Source organism: Bradyrhizobium sp. USDA 326 (assembly GCF_049739485.1).
GTDB lineage: Bacteria > Pseudomonadota > Alphaproteobacteria > Rhizobiales > Xanthobacteraceae > Bradyrhizobium.
In genome coordinates this window covers 5777960-5799424 of record NZ_JBMGQA010000001.1, presented here as the reverse complement: position 1 = coordinate 5799424, position 21465 = coordinate 5777960, and the positions used below count along the sequence as shown (strand labels likewise).

Sequence of the window (21465 nt, the reverse complement as noted above, 5' to 3'; positions counted from 1 at the left end):
AGGACACCACCATGATCGAGATGCCTCCGGGCGTAACCCCCGCCAAAGACGGCTTTGGCAACATCGTCTGGAGCATTCTGGGCCAGACCTACACGCTGAAGCAGCACTCCGAGGCGTCGATGGCTTGGCATGCCGTGTTTCCCGACGGCACCTTCGTGCCGCCGCACGTTCATCCGACCCAGGACGAATTCGTCTACGTATTGAGCGGCCGTTACGATCTCTGGCTTGACGGGAAGGACTTGGTGGCGACCGCCGGGGACCTCGTGCGCATGCCCAAAGGCATTCCCCACGGCATCTTCAACAAGTCCGGCGAAACCGCGACCAGCCTGTTCTGGGTCGCGCCGACGCGATCGCTCAAGGAGCTGTTCGAGCGCATCCACAACCTGCCCGATCCGCAGGAAGTCGTTCGGCGTGCCGCCGAGCACGAGGTCAATTTCCTGCCGCCCCCGGCCTGATGCTCGTCTCCCGCCGAAAGTTCAAACCGCGAGGATCGATCATGACGATCAACTGGACCACCATTTCCGAGAGCGACCGCCGACGGATTGCCGTCTGGCAAAAGTGCATGCTGGCACTCGCCATGTTCTGCGAGATATTCCTCGCGGCCGACTGGTACGCCTTCGCGGCCGTGCTGCCTTTCGTCTCCGAGAGCCTGGAACTCAATCCCGCCGAGGCCGGTCTGGCGCAGGGTATCTTCGCATTGACTTATGGCATCGGGATGATGGTGTGGTCACCGGTGAGCCGCTCGATGACGGCGCGCAACATGCTGCTGATCGGACTTGCCGGCACCGGTCTCGGGATGATGCTTCAGGTGTTCGTCCAGACCTACACCCAGCTTGTGCTGCTGCGGCTCCTGATCGGCTTCTTCGATGCCGGCATTTTCATCGGCAACATGAAGCTGATCTTCGGCTGGTTTCCGCAGAGCCGGCGCGGGTCGGTGGTCGGGATCATCCTCGCGGCCTACAGCCTCGCCATCACCCTGGATTTCGCACTCGGCATTCCCCTGACCATTGCGACCGGATGGCGGACCTTCTTCGCAGTACTGGCGGTCGGCACCCTGATCGTCGCTGCGATCGACGCGCTCGTCGTTCGCAATAGCCCGAGCGAGATTGGTATCGTCGACTTCACCTGGGGGAACGAGACGCCTCAGAAGCACCTGCCGCTTGGCGAAATCTTCCGCTCGAAATGGATCGCGGTCGGTGGCTTCGGCATCGTGGCCTGCACCTTCGCAATCGCCGGCACGGCGACCTGGGTGGTGCCCGCCTTTATCGCCGTGCAGCACATGCCGCCGGAAGCCGGCGCCGTGATCGGCACCGTGATGGGGCTCTCGCAGGTCCTTTTCCTGGTGATCGGCGGCTATATGTCCGACCGGCTCGGCAAGCCGTTCATGATCAAGCTCACCGCGGGGCTCGCCTTCCTGACCGCCCTGATGTTCCTCTGGAGCGTCGTTACGCCGATCCCGTTCGGTGTACTGGTGCTGTTCGCGGCCCTCAGCGGCGTCGCGCTGCTCGGCGGCGGCGCGATCTTCGCGCTGCTCAGCGAAAAATACTCCGACGCGCTCGCACCGGCGGCGATCGGCTATGCGGAGGTGTTCGGCATCTTGTCGGCTTTCGTGGCGCCCTGGATGATGGGAGCCATCGTCAACGCCTCTTCCGGCGCGTTCACCGGGGCTTTCGTCGCCTTCGCGGTGGTCGAGTTGATCATCGTCGGCCTTCTGCTGATCCTCGCCCGCGAAGACGTCAGGCAGGGTGCGGTCGTCGGCAGCCCAGCGGAATGAATACGCTCTCCACAGAGCGGAGGTGACGGCATCCTGTGAGATCTGCGGACAGAAACCATGAACCGACGCCGGCCACCTCACCTCAGACGGCTGGATGGTCGTTCAAAGCAAACATCACCTGCGCATCGGCGGCTTGTGATGCCTCGAGACCGGCTACAAGACGACGTTCGGCGAGGCTCCGCCGATATGGTGGCGGGGCCGCCGCCTCAAGGCGCAGCCCATTCGCAGGCTCAGCCGTGGCCGGCCTCCTTGCGATGGCCGCTCTCGCTGAGGCGGTCGACCCAGGCGATGCCGATCGCCGAGATGATGAAGGTCATGTGGATCAGGACCTGCCACATCACGCCGCTCTCGGTGAAATTGCTGCGGTTGGTGCCGAGATTACCGGCCTCGATGAAGGTCCTGAGCAGCGAGATCGAGGAAATGCCGATGATCGCCATCGCGAGCTTGATCTTGAGCACGCTGGCGTTGACGTGACTGAGCCATTCCGGTTCGTCCGGATGCCCGCTCAGGTTCAGGCGGGAGACGAAGGTCTCGTAGCCGCCGACGATCACCATCACCAGCAGATTCGAGATCATCACGACGTCGATCAGCCCGAGCACGACCAACATGATCTGCTGCTCGCTGGCATCGAACGAGTGCACGACCAGGTGCCAGAGCTCCTTCAGGAACAATAGCACATAGACGGCCTGCGCGACGATGAGGCCGATATAGAGCGGCAATTGCAGCCAGCGCGAGCCGAAGATCAGTTTCGGAAACAGGCCGATCGGCGGCCTTGGCGCCGCCAGCGCCGAAGGTGCCTTGGGTTCAGACGTCATGGATCGCTCCGGATTGCAGACAGGAATGCGCTTCAGAGACTCGCGATGACAGGCGCGAGCTCGAGGGAGCCCCGATAGATCATCTCGAAGGCGACGTAAATGATGATGGCGAGGCCGACATAGGCGACCCAGCGCTGCTTCTGGAGCACGCGGCCGAGCAGATCGGCGGCGACACCCATCATCGCGACGGACAGCAACAGGCCGAAGGCGAGGATGTAGGGATGCTCGCGCGCGGCGCCCGCCACCGCGAGGACGTTGTCGAGGGACATCGAGACGTCGGCCGCGACGATCTGCGCCGCCGCCTGGCCGAAGGTCTTTCGCTGCACCGGCGCAGCATCCGCGCCGCCGCCGTGGCTGAACGCGAGCTGCTCCGAATGCGTCGCCTGCTCGCGCAGCTCGCGCCACATCTTCCAGCACACCCAGAGCAGCAGCACGCCGCCGGCGAGCAGCAGGCCGATGACCTGCAGGAGCTGGGTCGCGACGCCGGCGAAGGCGATGCGCAGCGCAGTGGCGGCGGCGATGCCGACGATGATGGCGCGGCGGCGCTGTCCGGCCGGCAGGCCCGCCGCGGCGAGGCCGATGACGACGGCGTTGTCGCCGGCGAGCACGAGATCGATCAGGACGACTTGAAACAGCGCGGTCAGCGCCTCGGCGGTGATGAATTCAGTCATGTTTGATCATTCTTCGATGTCGACGGATCGAGCCAATGCGGCTTGCGGCGTTCGATCCAGTCGAAGACCTTGGATCGGGAGGAGCGCAGCGCAGGTACGTCCTCGGCGAGCAGCGCGAGGCCGAGCGGCAGCATCCAGACGCCGAGCAGCGGCAGGAAGGACAGCACACCGCCGGCGACCAGCAGCGTGCCCGAGGGGATCCTGACCCAGCGGCTGGACGGCCTGAGCAGATAGGTGAAGGTATCGCCCATGCGCGGCGGCAGGCGGTCGACGAGCTTGGCCATGCGCGGATCTCCACCGGCGACCTCGCCGGTGGTGCCCTCGGCTTCCATGGTGCGCTGGTCCAAAACTGTGCTCATACTTGCTCCTTCAGGGCGGCATGCAGCTCGGCGCCCGCTGCATTCGGCACGACGGGCTTCGCGCGCGGCAGCACCAGCGTCAGCAGACGCAACAACTTGATCGCCTGGACTTCGTGGGGATGTACGTCCTCATCTGCGGCAGCAACGCGCTCCGAAAGCTCCATCAGATGAGACGAGAGCGGCAGATTCGAAACCGGCCGCAGCGTGTCGATCACGACGTTGGCAAAATCCGGCTCCTCGAGCCGTTCGGCGAGTTCATCGAACATCGCAGAGAGCCGTTCGTCCGAAATGTGCGGCGCCAGCCTGCGATCCCTGATGAAACGGATCACCTCGTCACGCTCGACCGGAGAAACACGCCGGTCGGCAACCGCAACCAGCGCGCCCACGATCACCAGCGCGACCGCGGCCTGCTCGTTCAGGCTGGACGGCTCCGTGATCTCGATCGGATTAGAGGTTTTGGCGTCAGACATCGTAGCTCCCTTAACTTGCGAAATGGCCGCACGGAGCTGCGATCGGGACGAAGAGTCGGAGAGAACGAACAAAGGCCCGACGATCGGCCGATCCATCGCATTCGCGCGGGACAGGTCATCCGACATCACGAGGTTTGCCGACATCGTCGGCGTCCTCGCCAGAGGGGCCCGGATTCTTGTTCTGCCCAGAGATAAAGGTAGCTCTGTCGGAATCAAGGCAGCATGCGTGCGACCAGCCGCCGCATCGGTTCCATTGTGACGAACCGCGTCCCGGATGCGCTGCAGCGCTCTTCGCGTTGCGGTGCAGAGTCGGGACCGGAAGGAAATACGCTCCGCCCATCATGGAACGGCAGACGACATCGCAACCGTGTCACGATGAATCGGTACATTGACCCTCTCGGGAACGAGCGTCTGCGCCGTCATAGCGCCCGCGCAAGCTTCGGCAGCGAAAATGTCGTACTTGAATCCGATGAGCGCGGAGAAGCGCATGAAGCGCACCACATTCTGCACCGGCTGCGGCCATGCGCTTGTCCCGATGCTGACGCCCAAAGGCCGCGCGGAACCGAGCTGCCTCTGGTGCGAAGGCATCGATGCCCGCGCGCTGGAGATGGCGAAGTGGGCGGATAGCCCGTTCGGCAAGCCCGAGCGGACCGTCCGCCACTCGTTCGAATGAACGGCTTCAGACCCTGAGCCGCCGGCATTTGCCTGTCGTCGCGACCTGCAGGGCTGCCGACAAATTGGACAAGACACGTCGCTCCACTCAACTCGCGGGCTGGGCGAAAAGGTCGGGCCCGTTGGCGAACCCGCCGTCTAACCTCAGGTGCAATCAAGCTTTTCCTTCGCGCCGCGTGCGGCCGGCGAGCCTGCCCGCGCAGCACGCGCCGACTGGCCCAGAATTCGCAAGACAGCAGCAGGCCCCATTCCCTGCCCGCCCACGATAGAGAGCGGCAAGTTGCGTGCGCCCGGCTCCGGAATGGACGGCCCCAGATCGGAGAATGCCATGAACGTGCATGCTGCCGGAGATCTCAAATTCACTGGCCTCACCCAGCCGAACGGCGCGCGATTGCGCCTCAACGACCGGGATTTCGTGGCGATCGATCGCGACCGGGATGCGAAGTTCGAGGCAACGTACCGGCCGCAGGCCCTCTACAACCGCGCCAATGAAGGCTTTCACGCCAACAACGAGAGCTTCCTGCTGCACGAGGTCGCGACCAATCTGCCGATCTACCGGCCCGACACCGGGCCCACCGATTTCCATCTTCATCTTCCGCCGGGCGGCTTTCAGCTCGTGCTGGTCACCTCGGGCGCGTTCACCTTCGACTATGACGGCCGCTGGTACAATGTCGGCCCGGGCGCGGTGATGCTGCAAAGCGCGATCGTGCATCGCCAGCTGTTCTACACCTGGTCGGGTCTGTCGACCGAAGAGAATTTGAAGACGCCGCAGACGGTGGTGCCCGATCCGATCTCGATGGGCTATTCCGGCAAATTCCTCGAAGCGTTCATCACCGATCCCACCACCTTTCCGAATCCGACTATTGTCGGTCCGGATCAGATCAACGAGGACGAAACGCCGCGCGTGGCCTGGAGCCATCCGCTGCATGACCGGCCGGCCGATGCCGGCTTCTGGCTTCAGGATCCCCTGGCGCTCGACGCACTGTTTAAGCCGCTCACCGACGGTTCTGTCAGATCGGCGATGCCGGTTTACGTGCGCGATATCGGCATCGAAATTCCGAGCGGGCATCTCGTCACGGGCCACATCATCGCGACCGACCCGCGTGGCCACGCACTCTTGCCGAAGAGCACGTCTGCCGCGGCGGACGCGACCTGTTTTGCGAATGGCGAGGTCGTGATCTATCGCGTCATTCGCGGCACGGCCGAGTTCAAGAGAAAGACCGGCGAGAGCTTCGAGCTGTCAGCCGGCGACGTGGTGACGGCGGGCAGGGATTCCATCAGCCTCACGGCTGTGGGCGAAAACACCCAGATGCTGCGGCTCGGCCTGCTCAAGGGCGTGAACGAGCTGCGCAGCTGGACGCCGACGCAGCGTGACGAGATCGACGGCCTCGCCGGTCAGATCATCACGCACAAGGACGTCCGTCCCCTGCGCACCGAAGGCAAGCCGGTCGGGTATCTGTACGGGTAGGCGCGCATCTCGTTGCGGCCATCCTTCGAGACGCCCGCGGGCCCTCAGGATGAGGTCGTGTTTTGCGGCGAAATCTCAGACCCTCATGGTGAGGACCCGCCACAGCGGGCGTCTCGAACCGTGCAGGCCCGGGCTCGTCCGACAACCTCTCCCCTACTCCGCCGCCTGCCGCACATGGCGTGCGGTCGGCGTGCGCATCGTGACGAGCTCTTCGGCCGCGGTCGGATGCAGCGCGATGGTCGCGTCGAAATCGGCCTTGGTCGCCTTCATCTTCACCGCGATCGCGACAGCTTGCGTAATCTCGGCGGCGGCATCGCCGACGATGTGGCAGCCGAGCACGCGGTCGGATGAGCCGTCGACCACGAGCTTCATCAGCACGCGGGTGTCGCGGCTCGACATCGTCGCCTTGATGGGGCGGAACGTCGTCTTGTAGATGTCGACGTGGCTGAATTGCGCGCGCGCCTCGGTCTCCGTCAGACCAACCGTGCCGACCTCCGGCTGCGAGAACACGGCGGTCGGGATGTTGGCGTGATCGACCGTGACGTCGCGCTTGCCGAACACGGTGTCGGCAAAAGCATGGCCCTCGCGGATCGCCACCGGCGTCAGGTTGAAGCGGTGGGTGACGTCGCCGATCGCATAGATGCTGTCGACCGAGCTCCTGGAGAAATGATCGACCGCGATGCCGCCATTGCTCGGGTTGATGGCGACGCCGGCTTTCTCCAGCCCGAGATTGGCAACGTTGGGATGGCGGCCGATGGCGAACATCACCTGGTCGGAACCAATGCTCGATCCGTTCGACAGATGGGTGGTGAAGCTCTCGCCGTGGCGATCGACCCTGGTCACCGTGCAGCCGGTGAGAATGGTGATACCCTGCTTCTCCATCTCGCTGCGCACATGCGTACGCACGTCCTCGTCGAAGCCGCGCAAGATGTTGTCGCCGCGATAGATCACGGTGACGTCGGAGCCGAAGCCGGCGAAGATGCCGGCAAATTCCAGCGCGATGTAGCCGCCGCCCTGGATCACGATCCGCTTCGGCAGCCTCGCAAGGTGAAACGCCTCGTTGGAGGAGATCACGTGCTCGATGCCGGGAATCGCGGCGCCGTGGTTGGGAGCCCCGCCGGTGGCGATCAGGATGTATCTTGCGGTGATCCTCTTGTCGTTCTCGAGCAGGCGGACGGTGTGCTTGTCTTCGATCACCGCGCGGCTCTTGACGATCTGCGCGCCCGACTTCTCGACATTCGTCGTGTAGGCCGCCTCCAGCCGCGCGATCTCCTTGTCCTTGTTGGCGATCAGTGTGGGCCAGTCGAAGCTGGCCGGAGGAACGGTCCAGCCGAAACCCGCGGCGTCCTCGAGGTCCTGACGAAAATGCGAGCCGATCACGAACAGCTTCTTCGGCACGCAGCCGCGGATCACGCAGGTGCCGCCCATGCGATACTCTTCCGCGATCATCACGCGGGCGCCGTGTCCGGCCGCGATGCGGGCGGCGCGCACGCCGCCCGAACCACCACCGATGACGAAGAGGTCGACGTCGAATTCAGCCATGGTCCACTCCGCCCCCCTTCAACAATCCCTGGTCAAATAGGATCGATCAGATCTCCTTGCCACGCTTGCGCATCTCGGCACGGAAGGCGCCCATCACGGTCTCGGAGAAGTTCTGGGCCCAGGAGTTCATGAAGGCCATGCTGAGACCGATGGCGCGCGGCTCGGCCTCGATCAGCTTCTTGCCGAGCGGCGACCTGTAGAAGGTGACGAGATCCTTCAGCTCCTGCTCGGTGAATTCGCTGGCATAGATCTGGGCCATGCCTTCGCCGATCTCGTTCTGGCGGCCGTTGAGCTGCTGGGCCACGATCGAAGCGACCTCGTTGAGATCCTTCTGGTAGTTGAGGTTCTGCTGGATCAGCGCGATCTTGGTCTTCTCGACGACGCCGGGCACGGCACCGGCATACATCGCGGTGGCGTTCTTGATCTGCAGGATCTCCCTGGCCGCCGCGATCGCGGCCGGCGATGCCTTCGGCTGGGCCGGTGCAGCGGCAGCCTTGGGCTGGGCCGGCTGCTGGGCGACGGCCGGGGCGGCCGAGACGGCCAGTCCCACAGCGAGAGTCGCGGCCGGCAAGAATTTCAACACGTTCTTCATTCCTGGTCTCCTTTCGGCTTGCGCCGTTCAATCACGCGAATTCCTTCGCCGCCCGCCAGAACGGCCGAGCTGGCCAAGCCGATGAACAAACCATGCTCGACCACCCCGGGGATGGCGCTCAACGCCTTGGCGAGACCGGGGGGATTCACAATACGTCCGAGCTGGGCATCGACGATCCAGTGGCCACCATCGGTGACGAAAACGTGGCCGCCTTTGTCCTTGCGGACCGCCATTTGCCCGGAAACGCCGCATTCGGCAAATGCCTTTTCGATCGCCCGGCGCGTCGCACCAAGCCCGAACGGGATGACCTCGACCGGCAGCGGAAACTTGCCGAGCGTCGGCACCCACTTGGTGTCGTCGGCAATCACGATCATGCGATCCGAGGCAGCCGCCACGATCTTCTCGCGCAGCAGCGCGCCGCCGCCGCCCTTGATCAGATTGAGCTCGGGATCGATCTCGTCGGCACCGTCCACGGTGATGTCGAGACGGTCGATCTCATCGAGTGTCGTCAGCGGGACGCCGCAACGTTCCGCATCAGCGCGCGTGGCTTCGGACGTCGGCACGCCGACCACCTTGAGCCCGGCGGCGACGCGCTCGCCGAGCAGCTCCACGAAATGCTTGGCTGTCGAGCCGGTGCCGAGCCCGAGCTGCATGCCGTCGCGCACCTCCTCGAGGGCGCGCGCAGCAGCCTGCCGCTTCAACTGGTCCATGTTCACGTGTGCGCCCGCCCTGAATTCGGAGGATGAGCCGCCGATCGCGGCCGCTTTCGGCGGCCTATGTAGCCTCGTTTCTCTCGCGGGAACAGGCCTATAAGGTGATCTTATGGGCCCGCCCCTTGCGCGGATACGACCGGACCGGTAGCGCTGAGTGATGACCTCCTTCAAAGGGACTGGCCCTCACACCATCGTCTTCGATCTCGACGGCACGCTCGTGGATACGGCGCCCGACCTGATCACCGCCCTCAACTACGTGCTCGACCGCGAAGGTCTGCCGCCCGTGCCGATGGCCTCGGCCCGCAACATGATCGGCGCCGGCGCCCGCAAGCTGATCGAGCGGGGGCTGGAGGCCGAGGGCCGCACCGTCACACCCGCGGACATGGACCGGATGACCGCGGATTTCATCGCCTATTACGCCGACCATATCGCGGTCGAATCCCGCCCCTTCGAGGGGCTCGAGGCCGCACTCGACCAGTTTTCGGCGCGAGGCCATCGCCTCGCGGTCTGCACCAACAAGCTGGAATGGCTGTCGAAGCGGCTGCTGGACCAGCTCGACCTCAGCCGCCGATTCGCAGCGATCTGCGGGGCGGACACTTTTGGCGTCCAGAAGCCAGATCCGACCATTTTCCGCGAGACCGTGGCCCGGGCCGGGGGCGATGTGAAAGCCAGCATCATGGTCGGCGATGCCGGCACCGACGTCGGAGTCGCCCGGCGGGCTGGGGTGCCTGTCATCGGGGTCAGCTTCGGCTACACCGACGTGCCGATCGCCGAGTTGAAGCCGGACCGGCTCATCCATCACATGCGTGACCTGCCGGCGGCCGCCATCAGCCTGATGACGACGTCATCCGCCACAACCAGCTGATACGATTAGGTTATTTCGCAGCACCCTGCGTTAACCATCTATTATCTATGCGCCGCGCGCCAATTGCCTGCCCCAAACGACACTTCTAAGGTCGCCCCGGGGATGTGGCGGTTTGTCGCAATAGAAGTGGATGGTTCATGCGTCGTGTCATCGCGATTGCGTTAGCAGGAGCGAGCCTGGGTGGCTGCTCCTCGATGTCTTGGGACATGTTCAAATCGGCGCCGCCGACCGTCCAGGTCAGGCTCGAATCCAATCCCCCTGGTGCTGACGCCACGACCTCACTCGGTCAGGGCTGCAAGACCCCCTGCTCGGTCTCGGTTCCCGCGCCCGATGCGCCCTTCACGGTCGCTTTCGCGCTGCCCAAGTACCAGCCGGCGAGCGTGCCGGTGAATGTGGTCAGGAATCCCGGCGATTTCACCACCCCCGCCTCCGTCTCCACCGATCCGAATCCGGTGTTTGCGGAACTCCAGCCGGCGGTGCCGCCGAAACCGGTCCGCAAGCCGCACCGGCCGAAGACACCCAAACCTGCCGCGCCCGCCGCAGCGCCGGCCGATGCCGCACCCGCAGCGGCCTCACCGTTCCCCGATCCGAATGCAGGCAAGCGCTGATCTGCATCTACCACCCGATTGTCCTAGCCGCGTCCGATGCTTAGATTGCTTTTACGGCACCGCTGAAGCAAAGGTGCGCCCGTCGCCGCAAGTGACAAGGCATTTGGTATGAACGGACTTTCTGCGAGCCCCCGTGCCGCGCTCTCGGGCGCGATGACCGATCCGTTCGGGCGGACCATCAGCTATCTGCGTGTCTCGGTCACCGACCGCTGCGATCTGCGCTGCTTCTACTGCATGTCGGAAGACATGACGTTCCTGCCCAAGGCCGACCTCCTGACGCTGGAGGAACTTGACCGGCTCTGCACGGCCTTCATCGCCAAGGGCGTGAAGAAGCTGCGGCTCACCGGTGGCGAGCCCCTGGTCCGCCGCAACGTGATGACGCTGGTGCGCTCGCTGTCGCGGCATCTTTCGACCGGCGCATTGAACGAGCTGACGCTGACGACCAACGGCACCCAGCTTGCAAAACACGCGCGCGAGCTCGCCGATTGCGGCGTCCGCCGCATCAACGTCTCCCTCGACACGCTCGACCCCGGGAAGTTTCGCGAGATCACCCGCTGGGGCGAGATCGACAAGGTTCTCGAGGGTATCGAGGCCGCGCGTGCCGCAGGGCTTGCGGTGAAGATCAACGCCGTCGCCCTGAAGAACCTCAACGAGGACGAGCTGCCCGAACTGATGCGCTGGGCCCACGGCAAGGGCATGGGCCTGACGCTGATCGAGGTCATGCCGATGGGCGAGATCGGATCGGGACGGATCGACCAGTATCTCCCGCTGTCGCTGGTGCGCGCCCGCCTCGCCCAGCAATTCACGCTGACGGATCTGCCAGAGAGCACCGGCGGTCCGGCCCGCTATGTCAGCGTCGCCGAAACCGGCGGCAAGCTCGGCTTCATCACGCCGATGACCCACAATTTCTGCGAATCCTGCAACCGGGTGCGCGTCACCTGCACGGGGACGCTGCACACATGCCTCGGCCACGAGGACGCCTCCGACTTGCGCAAACCTCTGCGTGCATCTTCCGACGACCTGCTGCTTGCGGATGCGATCGACCGCGCCATCGGCCTGAAGCCCAAGGGGCACGATTTCATCATCGATCGGCGCCACGACCGGCCCAGCGTCAGCAGGCACATGAGCGTCACTGGCGGCTAACACCGTCGGAATACGGCCTTATCCTCCTTAACTATCAACAAACTTCCGATTGACTGGCGGCACGCCCGCTGGTTTGGTGCGGCTGCCTCATGCCTGCGCGGCGAGACAAGCCACGCGCCAACTCGGCGCAGTCAAGACGGCCGGGGCACAATCGGGGGAGGACCTATCGTTGCAAGCGCTCCTTAAGTTGAGCAGCAGGATCGACGCGTTCACGCGCTGGACCGGCAAGCGCGTGGCTTGGCTGATCGTGCTCGCCGTGATCATCTCGGCAGTCAACGCGATCGTCCGCAAGTCGTTCGACACGTCGTCGAATTCATGGCTCGAGCTGCAATGGGTGCTCTTCAGCATCGTCTTCCTGCTCTGCTCGCCCTGGACGCTGCTCGACAACGAGCACATCCGCATCGATATCGTGAACAACGCGCTGCCGAAGACGGCCCGCAACGTGATCGACGTGGTCGGTCACCTGTTCTTCCTCATTCCGATCTGCATCGTGATGATCATCACCGGAGTGCCGTTCTTCCAGCGCTCCTTCCACATCAACGAGCAATCCGGCAACGCCGGTGGCCTGCCGCAATGGCCCGCCAAGTCCCTGATCATGATCGGGTTCGCCTTCCTGCTCGTGCAAGGTATCTCCGAGCTGATCAAGCGGATTGCGGTGATGCGCGGATTGATGCCGGACCCGCATGAATCCCAGGTGTCGGCGCTGGAGGCCGAAGTCGAGCATCTCGTCGAAGCGATCGAGAAGAAGTAGCGGTTGGCGACGGTTTAGGGGAAATCATGACCGCATTCATCATCGCCAATATGGCGCCCATCATGTTCGTGTCGCTGGTCGTCGTGCTGCTGCTCGGCTATCCCGCGGCATTCTCGCTCGGCGCCGTCGGCCTGTTCTTCGCCGTGATCGGCGTCGAGCTCGGCCAATTCCATCCCGACTTTCTCCAGGCCCTGCCGGAGCGAGTCTACGGCGTGATGAACAACGACACGCTGCTCGCCATCCCGTTCTTCACCTTCATGGGACTGGTGCTGGAGCGCTCGGGCATGGCCGAGGACCTGCTGGACACGATCGGCCAATTGTTCGGTACCATCCGCGGCGGTCTTGCCTATGCCGTGATCTTCGTCGGCGCGCTGCTGGCCGCGACGACGGGCGTGGTGGCCGCCTCCGTGATCTCAATGGGTCTGATCTCGTTGCCGATCATGCTGCGCTACGGCTACGACCGCCGCGTGGCATCCGGCGTCATCGCCGCGTCCGGCACGCTCGCCCAGATCATTCCGCCCTCGCTCGTCCTGATCGTGATGGCCGACCAACTCGGCAAGTCCGTCGGCGACATGTACGAGGGTGCCTTCATTCCTGGCCTCGTGCTAGCCGGCCTCTATGCCGGTTACGCCTTCCTTGTGAGCATGATTTTCCCGAAAGCCGCGCCGGGCCTGCCGAAGGAGGCGATCGGCTTCCGCGAGGACGATGGCGGCCGCGGCCTCGTTTCGCTCGGCATGCTGTTCCTCGCAAGCTGCGTGTTCGGATGGTTCATGATGCGCAATTCGAGCGTGCATGGCGCCGACTACGTCGTGCTCAGCATGTTCTACGGCATCATCTTCGCGTTCGCCGTCGCGGTGCTGAACTGGGTCATCGACAAGCTCACCGGCTTCCGTTTCCTGTCCAAGATGGCGCAGCAGACCACCTTCGTCATGGTGCCGCCGCTGTTCCTGATCTTCCTGGTGCTGGGCACGATCTTCATCGGTATCGCGACGCCGACCGAAGGCGGCGCGATGGGGGCCGCCGGTGCCCTCCTCCTCGGCGCCGCGAAGCGCCGGCTGAGCTGGGACCTGATCCGGCAGGCCACGGAATCGACCGCCAAGCTGTCGGCTTTCGTCGTGTTCATCCTGGTCGGCGCCCGCATCTTTTCGCTCACCTTCTACGGCGTCAACGGCCATGTCTGGGTCGAGCACCTGCTCACCTCCCTGCCCGGCGGCCAGGTCGGCTTCCTGATCTTCGTCAACGCGCTTGTGTTCGTGTTGGCCTTCTTCCTCGACTTCTTCGAGCTGGCCTTCATCGTGATCCCGCTGCTCGGACCTGCCGCCGAGCACCTCGGCATCGATCTGATCTGGTTCGGCGTCATTCTCGGCGTCAACATGCAGACCTCGTTCATGCATCCGCCGTTCGGCTTCGCGCTGTTCTATCTCCGATCGGTCGCGCCGAAGGAGCGATACACCGATCGCGTCACCGGCAAGAGGATGGACCCCGTCACCACCGGCCAGATCTATTGGGGTGCGGTCCCATTCGTCATCATCCAGATCATCATGGTCGGCCTCGTGATCGCGTTCCCTGCGATGGTGATGCACTACAAGGGCGTGCAGACGAACATCGACCCCTCTACGATCAAGATCGAGGTGCCGCAGATCGACCTGCCGCCGCTCGATCTCGGCCCGCCGCAGAAGTAGCAAAGGATGGCGCGATTGTTGCCCTCTTACCCTCCCCCTCCAGGGGAGGGTGAAGAGGCCACCTCGTTTGCCGGCCGAAACCGCAGCGTGAACTCCGCGCCGCCGCCGGGCAGGTTTGCCACCGCAACCGTGGCCGCGTGATCGTCCGCCACCGCGCGCACGATCGAGAGCCCTAGGCCTGCGCCGTCGCTGCGCCTGCGGTCGGCGCGCCAGAAGCGCTGGAAGATCAGCTCGCGCTCGGCTTCCGCGATGCCGGGACCGCAATCGCGCACGCGCACCGAACCGTCTTCGCGCACCTCGACGTCAACCGAGGTGTCCTTTGCCGTGAACTTGATGGCGTTTTCGGCAAGGTTGAAGATGGCGCGCTGGATCATCTCGGAATTGCCCTGGATCAATACCGGCGCGTCGGTGCCCTTCAGCGCAATGTCCTTGTGCTGGGCGATTGCGAAGGGCGCGATCGAACCGACCACCTCGGCGCAGACAGCGCGCAGATCCGCGGTCTCGCCGGGATCGCGCACCAACGTGTCGAGCTCGGCGATCTCCAGGAGCTGCGCGACGAGCCGGCTCATGGCCTCGACGTCGGCATGCAGCGCCTGCCGTGCCGCACCGTCGCCGAGCGTCTCGATCCGCGTGCGCAGGATCGCAAGCGGCGTGCGCAATTGATGCGCGGCATCCGCCGTGAATTGCCGCTGCAGCCGAAAGCCCTCCTCCAGGCGGTCGAGCGCCTGGTTGACGGCGGTGACGAGCGGCATGATCTCGCGCGGGATCTGCGCCGTCGGCAGGCGGATGTCGATGCGCGCCGGGCCGATATTGCTGGCCTCCTCCGAGGCCTTCCACAGCGGCGCAATCGCGCGGCGGAAGATGATGATGTCGGTGGCAAGCAGCACCAGGAGGATCGGAATGGTGATCCACCCCACCCGCCGGAAGAAGTTCGAGACGATGTCGTCGGTGATGACGTCGCGGTGCGCGAGGTCCTCGGCGACCTGGATGCGCACCGTCTTGCCGGCAATATGCCGGGTGACGCCCGCACCGGAGATGGTTTCCGGGAAGCGTGGTTGCGCCACAGCGGCCGGGCGGCGGTGGGAGGAGAACAGCAGCCGGCCGTCGGCATCGCGAATGTCGAACTGGTAGCGGCCGTAGGCGTCCGAATAAAGCCCCTTGAGGCTGTCTGGCAGGTTGAAGCTCAACGTGCCGTCCGGCTGCGCGACGATGTGCTCCACCAGCACCTCGGCCTGCGCGCGCATGGCATCGCGATGCAGCTGCTCGATCTCGGAATTGAGCAGCCAGAACAGCACCAGCGGCAGGAAGATCGCGACCACCGCGACCGCGACGATGTGCAGGAACACGATGCGCGAGATCAGCGATTTGAACGTGAGTGATCTGGCATGCCCCACCGCGGGCACGCTATTTCTCCTCGGTCATGAGATAGCCGACGCCGCGGATGGTGTGGATCACCACCTTGGCGCCGTGTTCAGCCAGCTGCTTGCGCAGCCGCGAGACATAGACTTCTACCGCGTTGGAGGCCACTTCGCCTTCGAGCCCAAAGATGTGGTCCTCGACGTTCTTCTTCGGCACCACCCGCCCCTGCCGGCGCAGCAGGATTTCGAGCACCGAGCTCTCGCGCGCGGAGATGATCCGCGGCTGGTCGTCGATGAAGATTTGGCGGCTCTCGGTGTCATAGACGAGGTTGGCGAGACTGAGCGAGCGGCCGAGCAGCTGGCCGGGCCGGCGCAGGATGGCCTCCAGCCGCGCCACCAGCTCCTCCATCGCAAACGGCTTTGCGAGATAGTCGTCGGCGCCGCTGCGCAGGCCGGTGACGCGGTCCTGCAAGCCGCCGCGGGCTGTCAGCACCAGGACCGGCAACGGCTCCATCTGCCGGCGCAGCTCGCGCAGCACCGACAGACCGTCGTCGTCGGGCAGGCCGAGGTCGAGGATCATCGCGGCATAGTTGACGCTGCTCACCGCCTCGCGCGCCTCGGCCGCGCTGCCGACGATGTCGCTCTCATAGCCGGCCGCGGCCAGCCCGGCAGCAACGAGCCGAGACAGCTCGGCATTGTCCTCGACGATCAGAAGGCGCATCGATATTCCGGTGTCACCGCACGGCTCGCGCCGAAATCTTCGCCGCTCTTTTCCAGCATTCCGGACGGCTGGGCCAGCGAAAAAATGCGCGGTGAGCCGATCGCCTCGATGTCAGGCTCGTGTAAGCCGATCGGACCCGTCCTCACGCGGCCCCGAACGGCGGGCCGGCATCCGGCCGCTGGACCGAATACTCCCTGCTCGATCTAAGCGTCGCCTTCGACACGCGCAAACGGATTGCCGTACACGGAATAGGCCAGCCAGGTCAGTTCCTTCCGGCTTTTGGCTGCCTCGCGAGCGGTTCGGACGGCATCCACCAGCACGTTTCCGTCCTTGAGCGAGCGATAGAACGCCTCGGCAAAACTGTAGGCGAGCTTGTCGTCCACCGACCAAAGCGCTCCGACCAACGCGCCCGCGCCGAGTTCGGAATACGGCCGCAGGAACGCATCGACAAAGCCGGCGACACCTCCACCGATACCGCGCCCCGAGCGCCCGGTCTGACAGGCATTGATGAAAATGGTTGGCCTCGGTCCGCTTTGCGCGAAGCGGGCAAAAGCCTTGACCTGATCCGCCGATAGCGAATCCTGCGCAAAGTCGCCGTCCACCTTGGATCCGGCCATCAACAGGTCGGCCGTCATGACCGCCCGCTGCGCCGCCTCGCCATGGCAGGCAAAGTGCAGAACGTCGCAGTCCCCCGCATTCTGCTGGAGGAAGCCCGTCACCGAGATGCTGTCGGCCGGGACCTCGCGGGGATTGCCGAACAGCTTGGCCAGCATCTCGCGTTCGGCATCGGCGCCTTCGAGCCGCAGGGCGGGATCGAGATAGGCCGGGATCACGTAGTTGACGCGATCACTGCGCATCGCAAGGTTCGGACCGGGCCATGGCGTGCTGTGCAGCCAGCGGACCAGCCCCCATTCGGCGAGGAATCCCTTGCCGGCCTGTCCGGACTTCCGATCATTGATGTAAAGCAGCTCCCAGGGAATGAACGGCTCCTCCGAGATGACCTGGATCGCACGGATCGCCTCGCGATGGGTCCACAACGCCTCGCGGATCTTGTCCGGCAACAACTCGTTCGCCATGACAATTCCGTTTGCCTGGAGGCGCCCGAGAAACTGGTCATACAACCGGTTGGTCGCGAGCCAGGAAGTCTCGATGCCCTTGAAGATCTCCGCAACGTAGACGTCGCGCGAGAACCCCCCGGGAAGGGTGCGCGATTCCGAAACTGCGATATTGGGGTCGACGCAGGCGAGATCGAAGCGCAGCGTCACCTTGCCGCTATCCACGATCTCGTAGATCCTCAGCACCGCCGGTTCGTTCGGGCGTGCCGCCATGGCCAGCCCGGCCTGGCTCCGGCGCAAGGTCTTGCTTTCTGCATCGACGAATACGGGAGCCAGGGTGAAGGACGCCAGAATGCGCGGGCCCTGCCGCGCTTCGACAAGGATGTCGGCTGCGCCCTCGGCAACACCTTCCACGACGAACCGCAGCGCCTCCGCCCGTCGTTCCCGCGGCGTGTCGATCTCTGCACTGGATTCGCCGAGGACCCGGCAGTTTTTGCGCGCGATGACTTCAACAACGATGGCGCGGGAAGGGTCGATATTGACCGGGGTCTCCGAGGCGCCGGACGTTTGTGTTTCCGCAGCCTGGATCCTCTCGCGCGAAACCGTGACGAACAGCGGGACCGGCTTCCTGGGCGGCGGATGAGACTCGATCTCTGCCGCAAAATAGCAGGCGGCGGTTCTTGCATCAGGAGAAGGTGCCAAGGGCGGCGTCTCGGCTGCGACAGACGCCTGGCTCGGCACAGGCGATGCAGCCGCAGGAGCAGCACGTGTTGGCGTTCGTCGCAGCGTAGTCGTGTCCGACATCGAGTCGGCTTCGAGGCTCTCCAGATGGGGCGAGGGCAGAACGGCTCCCAGCGAGTGATCGTCGCGAAACGCCGCTCTCCGCGTCGCCCGGCGCGATACTGTCCGCGGCAGGTCAAATTGCTCGCCGAGGCGAGCTGCGCCAAATCCCAGCCATTCACTCAACTTCAGCGGAACGACATCCGTCGCAAAGTAAGTGGTGTGAAAGACGTCGTCCGTGTTGCCGAAAGCAAAGGTCGCGTCTGCCGCGAGGCGCGAGCCGCGGGTCCCGAACGAGGTCATCGACGAGGTATCCACCACCAGGTCGTTGTCGAGCCGGAACAGGCGATTTGTCACGCGGTCGGCAATGAACTCGGCGAACTCCCTCGTCACCCCCTTGCTGGGTTCGATCTGCGCGACGAAATTCGAAGTGATCGCATAATAGGTCGCGAGCTTGTCGAGAGGACCGGCCGCCTCGTTCAACTCCCTGACGAGGTCACTCGTGGGCCGCATCGCGGCAAGTCCGGGCACCCGTTGCTCGTCGATGGCGACTTCCGAAAACGCCTGGACGAAGCGGCCGACAGTCTTGATCCCCTGCGCCACGACGGAGCTCAACGCAGCCCCTCCCGCCAGGTATGAAACCGCACGGACGCCGGCCATGATCCCGTTGGTGTAGAGATCGATCATCGCCGCCCAGTTCTCGGGCTCGGCAAGATGCGTCCCGGCGTTCGTGCAGCCGACGAAGATGGCCCTGCCCAGCCGGATGTCCGGTCGCTGCTCCGCAAGCCGATTTTCCACCATGCGATAGACAAGCCCGCCGCGGCTGTGGACGACCGCGTCGATCGACGACCCTTCCGGGACTCCCAGCGCCTGCAACGCCGCGACAAGAGCGGCTGCATTTTGGCCGGGCGTTGCGGTCAGGGTCTTGTGGTCGAAGCCGAGCACGGCGTCGTAGTGCTGGTTGGCTCTCGAAAGAAATGCCTGCCCGCTCTCGGAACCGGCAAGCTGCGCGAAGCCACCCGCGGTCGACGAGAACGTGCCGTGCACCATGAGCAGGATCTTGAGCGGGTGATCCTGCGGCAAGCGGGGCCGCTCGGATTGCGACGGGATCCATGCTGCCGGATCGAGCCCGGTCATCATCACGATCCCCTCCTCCCGGTCTCCCTCGATATAGTCGGTCGCCGCATCGACGGCCGTTCTGGCGACGAACTTCAGCACATAGGCGCGGACCGGATCGATCAGCTTGTCGGAGAGCCAGTCGAGAACCGGGCCGCGCTTGCCGCGTGCCGTGGCGATTCCGCGGGCGCCGCCCGTTTCGGTCGTCAGCGGGAACACCAGAACCTGTCGACCGCCGCGTTGCGGCGATGGACGGGCAACCTGCTGCGGGTAGCTCCAGGCATAGACGCCGCCCGCCCCTTCGATCAGCACCATCGCCCGTTCGGACGGGCCGACCTCGACCTCGATCTGCGTCGGCGTCTGCGCGTCCCGTCGCAGAGCGCGCGTACCAGGGCGCGTTGGCGCCATTTCAACCTCGGCCGCGATCGTGAAGTCGGACGCCGACAGCGCCCTCTTGAGATGATCGGTGCCCCTCATCTGGCTGGTGGAGGCTCGGCGCAATCCCCGACGGGCAGCGCCGTCCCCAACCACCCTGACTTCGACATCGTCGGGACTCTGAACCACGATCCCGCTTGCTACCTCAATGACAGCCATGTCCTTCCCCCTGTACAGATGCGTTCTTCATGACGTCCTTCACATCCAGCGGGGCGCACGACGCGCGCCCGTTCCGACAGCGCGAGGTCACGGCTTGACAGTCGACTGCGACGCAGGCGCGGCCCAACCGAGCAGACTGCCATCGAGCGCCGACGACTTCCGGATCAGCTTGTTGGATTCGATGTAGGCTTCCGCCGTCGAGGGCACGAGGTATCCGACCACGAAGCCGAGAATTCCGAACGACGCGACGATGCCGGCGTACCATGACAGCGGGATGAGCGGCATTTCCAGGCCAAAGGCTCTGGTCACCAATACGAAGCTGACGAGAAGGCTGAACATCAGCGACGCCATGACCACCGCATGGGTCGCACCATCCCTCAGTCTCGCCTCGTGATAATCCAGCCGATCCGCCCTGAGCCGCACGTCGAGCAGAATGCTCAGGACCAGCGTGTTGAACAGGAAGATCAGGGAGAACAGCGAACTCGCCGCGAACGGATGATTCCTCGCCAGCCAGCCTTCAGCGATCGGAATAGTGCTGTAAGTCATCCATAGGATGAAGTTGCCGGCCAGATAGGAGCACGCCCCGAAGACCACGTAGGAGCTCCAGGGCAACGCGTAGAGCGAGGGGCGCGCGAAGTTCGTCGAGGCCTTGGGATAGATTGCAAAGAAGATCGAGATCGTCAGCGCGACCGCGTGCGCGAGGGACGAGAGGCCTCCGGCCAGCGAACCAACCGCAAACTTCTTCGGCAGATCGAGGAAGAACAGCGGCGCGACAGAGACCGCGAAATCGAGGACGAAGATCGTCACCAGGGGCGCAAACGGCAATGGCTGGGGCAGAACGGTCTGATACCCGAAGCTGGATATCAGTTCCGTCCGGGAATCGCGCCTGTCGACGACCGACAAGGTCGCCTCGGCCAGGCGACGCTGGTATGCGACCCGCAGATCCTCACACTCTTCCGCAATGAAATCGGAGATCTCGAGCACCAGCTCCCGCGCGTCGACATCCGACACCATGATGTCTTCCGTCAGCAGGAGGGCCCGCGCCGACCGTCGCAGCATTCGCCGATACTGCCGCTCCAGCTCGTCAAACGCCGCTTTCCGCGCGCGGAAGAACTTCTTGAAGCGCCGGTTGCCGCGCAGTTCGACGAAACTGGTGTGAAGCGAAGCAACCTGCATGATCATGGACGTCGCGCCGACGGCAAGCACTTCGTCATCCTGATTGAGCGCCTTCTCGATCAGCCTCGCGGGAACGCCATATCCTTCGAGCTCGCGCTGCAACTCCGGCCTTGCCCGCTCCGTCACCCGGATGGGCGAACGCGCGATGGCCACGATGACGGTCTCCACGGCCTGCGGGTAGCGTGCCAGCGTCTGCATCATGGTTCTCAGGAATCCGATCACCCGAGATAGAATCGGCAGGTGCGGCGCCAGCACCATGAATGCGATCGTCGCCGGCACGGCAACGAGCAGGCCGGCGCCGCGTCCGGGATAGAGTTGATTGGTCAGCCAGCGGATTTGGCTGACCATGAACACATAGAAGACAACGGCGATCGTGACGTAGGCGAGGACCGCGAAATAGTAGCGATCACGCATAACGGCATAGCGGATCTCCTCGGTTTCGAAAGGGGCGTGAAAGTCGATCGCGCTGACGATGCAGATCGCGATCGCACCGAGGCCGAGAGCAACGACGGACGGGTCAAAGCCGTACATTGATGAACA

At 64.3% G+C, this 21465-nt stretch carries 20 protein-coding genes; 9 read left to right on the top strand and 11 right to left on the bottom strand.

The annotated features are described in order from the left end of the window. The first annotated feature begins 11 nt into the window (after nt 1-11). Both ABIG06_RS27130 and ABIG06_RS27125 read left to right on the top strand, forming a co-directional pair. The gene (locus ABIG06_RS27130; RefSeq protein WP_028179953.1) at nt 12-455 is read left to right on the top strand and encodes a cupin domain-containing protein; all 444 of its coding nucleotides are present in this window, start codon (nt 12-14) and stop codon (nt 453-455) included. Between the two features lie 41 nt (nt 456-496). Then, entirely contained in the window at nt 497-1774 is a 1278-nt protein-coding gene (locus ABIG06_RS27125) for an MFS transporter (RefSeq protein WP_370139289.1), read from the top strand. Nucleotides 1775-2004: 230 nt separating this feature from the next. Here ABIG06_RS27125 and ABIG06_RS27120 read toward each other — a convergent pair whose 3' ends face one another. The 4 genes from ABIG06_RS27120 to ABIG06_RS27105 are packed head-to-tail and all read right to left on the bottom strand — an operon-like array spanning nt 2005 to nt 4089. Beyond that, nucleotides 2005-2589, bottom strand: coding sequence for a TIGR00645 family protein (locus ABIG06_RS27120; RefSeq protein WP_370139288.1), 585 nt, complete (start codon nt 2587-2589; stop codon nt 2005-2007). Nucleotides 2590-2621: 32 nt separating this feature from the next. Then, nucleotides 2622-3260, bottom strand: a complete 639-nt coding sequence (locus tag ABIG06_RS27115) for a TerC family protein (protein WP_124158641.1) — start codon at nt 3258-3260, stop codon at nt 2622-2624. Further along, nucleotides 3257-3619 carry a hypothetical protein gene (locus tag ABIG06_RS27110; RefSeq protein WP_124158640.1) on the bottom strand — a complete coding sequence of 121 codons (363 nt, stop codon included), beginning with the start codon at nt 3617-3619 and terminating at the stop codon, nt 3257-3259. The genes ABIG06_RS27115 and ABIG06_RS27110 overlap by 4 nt, the downstream gene beginning before the upstream one ends. After that, nucleotides 3616-4089, bottom strand: a complete 474-nt coding sequence (locus tag ABIG06_RS27105; protein WP_370139287.1) for a TerB family tellurite resistance protein — start codon at nt 4087-4089, stop codon at nt 3616-3618. Before ABIG06_RS27105 ends, ABIG06_RS27110 begins: the two co-directional genes overlap by 4 nt. 487 nt (nt 4090-4576) lie before the next feature. Between ABIG06_RS27105 and ABIG06_RS27100 the strand changes: the two genes are divergently transcribed. Then, nucleotides 4577-4762, top strand: a complete 186-nt coding sequence (locus tag ABIG06_RS27100) for a hypothetical protein (protein WP_370139286.1) — start codon at nt 4577-4579, stop codon at nt 4760-4762. 327 nt (nt 4763-5089) lie between these two features. Next, nucleotides 5090-6229: a hypothetical protein gene (locus ABIG06_RS27095; RefSeq protein ID WP_370139285.1), complete on the top strand. Its 1140-nt coding sequence runs from the start codon at nt 5090-5092 to the stop codon at nt 6227-6229. Nucleotides 6230-6382: 153 nt separating this feature from the next. On the opposite strand, the gene gor is transcribed toward ABIG06_RS27095, so the two are convergent. From gor to rpiA, 3 genes are read right to left on the bottom strand one after another with little or no spacing between them, the layout of a single operon-like run. Further along, nucleotides 6383-7771, bottom strand: a complete 1389-nt coding sequence (gor, locus tag ABIG06_RS27090; RefSeq protein ID WP_370139284.1) for a glutathione-disulfide reductase — start codon at nt 7769-7771, stop codon at nt 6383-6385. A gap of 46 nt (nt 7772-7817) precedes the next feature. Beyond that, the gene (locus ABIG06_RS27085) at nt 7818-8363 is read right to left on the bottom strand and encodes a DUF2059 domain-containing protein (protein ID WP_124158635.1); all 546 of its coding nucleotides are present in this window, start codon (nt 8361-8363) and stop codon (nt 7818-7820) included. After that, the gene (gene rpiA, locus ABIG06_RS27080) at nt 8360-9079 is read right to left on the bottom strand and encodes a ribose-5-phosphate isomerase RpiA (RefSeq protein WP_124159061.1); all 720 of its coding nucleotides are present in this window, start codon (nt 9077-9079) and stop codon (nt 8360-8362) included. Before rpiA ends, ABIG06_RS27085 begins: the two co-directional genes overlap by 4 nt. A gap of 154 nt (nt 9080-9233) precedes the next feature. Here rpiA and ABIG06_RS27075 point away from each other — a divergent pair, with 154 nt between their 5' ends. From ABIG06_RS27075 to ABIG06_RS27055, 5 genes are all read left to right on the top strand, one after another. Continuing rightward, nucleotides 9234-9941, top strand: coding sequence for an HAD family hydrolase (locus tag ABIG06_RS27075; protein WP_370139283.1), 708 nt, complete (start codon nt 9234-9236; stop codon nt 9939-9941). 137 nt (nt 9942-10078) lie between these two features. Continuing rightward, complete coding sequence (locus tag ABIG06_RS27070; protein WP_370139282.1) at nt 10079-10549, top strand: hypothetical protein; 471 nt, start codon at nt 10079-10081, stop codon at nt 10547-10549. 108 nt (nt 10550-10657) lie between these two features. Beyond that, entirely contained in the window at nt 10658-11692 is a 1035-nt protein-coding gene (moaA, locus tag ABIG06_RS27065; RefSeq protein WP_370139281.1) for a GTP 3',8-cyclase MoaA, read from the top strand. Nucleotides 11693-11861: 169 nt separating this feature from the next. After that, a complete protein-coding gene (locus tag ABIG06_RS27060) occupies nt 11862-12443 on the top strand; it encodes a TRAP transporter small permease subunit (RefSeq protein WP_370139280.1) in 582 nt (193 codons plus the stop codon). Nucleotides 12444-12469: 26 nt separating this feature from the next. After that, nucleotides 12470-14125 (top strand): TRAP transporter large permease, encoded by a 1656-nt coding sequence (locus ABIG06_RS27055; RefSeq protein WP_370139279.1) that lies wholly within the window; start codon nt 12470-12472, stop codon nt 14123-14125. A 26-nt stretch (nt 14126-14151) separates the two neighbouring features. Here the strand turns inward: ABIG06_RS27055 and ABIG06_RS27050 are convergent, their stop codons facing one another. From ABIG06_RS27050 to ABIG06_RS27035, 4 genes are all read right to left on the bottom strand, one after another. Further along, the gene (locus tag ABIG06_RS27050; protein ID WP_370140914.1) at nt 14152-15519 is read right to left on the bottom strand and encodes an ATP-binding protein; all 1368 of its coding nucleotides are present in this window, start codon (nt 15517-15519) and stop codon (nt 14152-14154) included. Between the two features lie 10 nt (nt 15520-15529). After that, nucleotides 15530-16204 carry a response regulator gene (locus ABIG06_RS27045; protein WP_370139278.1) on the bottom strand — a complete coding sequence of 225 codons (675 nt, stop codon included), beginning with the start codon at nt 16202-16204 and terminating at the stop codon, nt 15530-15532. A gap of 203 nt (nt 16205-16407) precedes the next feature. Beyond that, on the bottom strand, nt 16408-19749 hold the full coding sequence (locus ABIG06_RS27040; protein WP_370139277.1) for a DUF7379 domain-containing protein: 3342 nt from the start codon (nt 19747-19749) through the stop codon (nt 16408-16410). Between the two features lie 87 nt (nt 19750-19836). Beyond that, nucleotides 19837-21456, bottom strand: coding sequence for a hypothetical protein (locus ABIG06_RS27035; RefSeq protein WP_370139276.1), 1620 nt, complete (start codon nt 21454-21456; stop codon nt 19837-19839). Nucleotides 21457-21465 lie beyond the last annotated feature (9 nt).

Excerpts from the sequence above, each read along its gene's own strand:
- ABIG06_RS27035 (WP_370139276.1), bottom strand. The coding sequence starts at position 21,456 with ATGTACGGCTTTGACCCGTCCGTCGTTGCTCTCGGCCTCGGTGCGATC.
- ABIG06_RS27055 (WP_370139279.1), top strand. The coding sequence starts at position 12,470 with ATGACCGCATTCATCATCGCCAATATGGCGCCCATCATGTTCGTGTCG.
- ABIG06_RS27095 (WP_370139285.1), top strand. The coding sequence starts at position 5,090 with ATGAACGTGCATGCTGCCGGAGATCTCAAATTCACTGGCCTCACCCAG.
- ABIG06_RS27110 (WP_124158640.1), bottom strand. The coding sequence starts at position 3,619 with ATGAGCACAGTTTTGGACCAGCGCACCATGGAAGCCGAGGGCACCACC.
- ABIG06_RS27070 (WP_370139282.1), top strand. The coding sequence starts at position 10,079 with ATGCGTCGTGTCATCGCGATTGCGTTAGCAGGAGCGAGCCTGGGTGGC.
- ABIG06_RS27105 (WP_370139287.1), bottom strand. The coding sequence starts at position 4,089 with ATGTCTGACGCCAAAACCTCTAATCCGATCGAGATCACGGAGCCGTCC.
- ABIG06_RS27045 (WP_370139278.1), bottom strand. The coding sequence starts at position 16,204 with ATGCGCCTTCTGATCGTCGAGGACAATGCCGAGCTGTCTCGGCTCGTT.
- ABIG06_RS27120 (WP_370139288.1), bottom strand. The coding sequence starts at position 2,589 with ATGACGTCTGAACCCAAGGCACCTTCGGCGCTGGCGGCGCCAAGGCCG.
- ABIG06_RS27125 (WP_370139289.1), top strand. The coding sequence starts at position 497 with ATGACGATCAACTGGACCACCATTTCCGAGAGCGACCGCCGACGGATT.
- moaA (WP_370139281.1), top strand. The coding sequence starts at position 10,658 with ATGAACGGACTTTCTGCGAGCCCCCGTGCCGCGCTCTCGGGCGCGATG.
- ABIG06_RS27085 (WP_124158635.1), bottom strand. The coding sequence starts at position 8,363 with ATGAAGAACGTGTTGAAATTCTTGCCGGCCGCGACTCTCGCTGTGGGA.
- ABIG06_RS27040 (WP_370139277.1), bottom strand. The coding sequence starts at position 19,749 with ATGGCTGTCATTGAGGTAGCAAGCGGGATCGTGGTTCAGAGTCCCGAC.
- ABIG06_RS27075 (WP_370139283.1), top strand. The coding sequence starts at position 9,234 with ATGACCTCCTTCAAAGGGACTGGCCCTCACACCATCGTCTTCGATCTC.
- gor (WP_370139284.1), bottom strand. The coding sequence starts at position 7,771 with ATGGCTGAATTCGACGTCGACCTCTTCGTCATCGGTGGTGGTTCGGGC.
- ABIG06_RS27115 (WP_124158641.1), bottom strand. The coding sequence starts at position 3,260 with ATGACTGAATTCATCACCGCCGAGGCGCTGACCGCGCTGTTTCAAGTC.
- ABIG06_RS27100 (WP_370139286.1), top strand. The coding sequence starts at position 4,577 with ATGAAGCGCACCACATTCTGCACCGGCTGCGGCCATGCGCTTGTCCCG.
- ABIG06_RS27130 (WP_028179953.1), top strand. The coding sequence starts at position 12 with ATGATCGAGATGCCTCCGGGCGTAACCCCCGCCAAAGACGGCTTTGGC.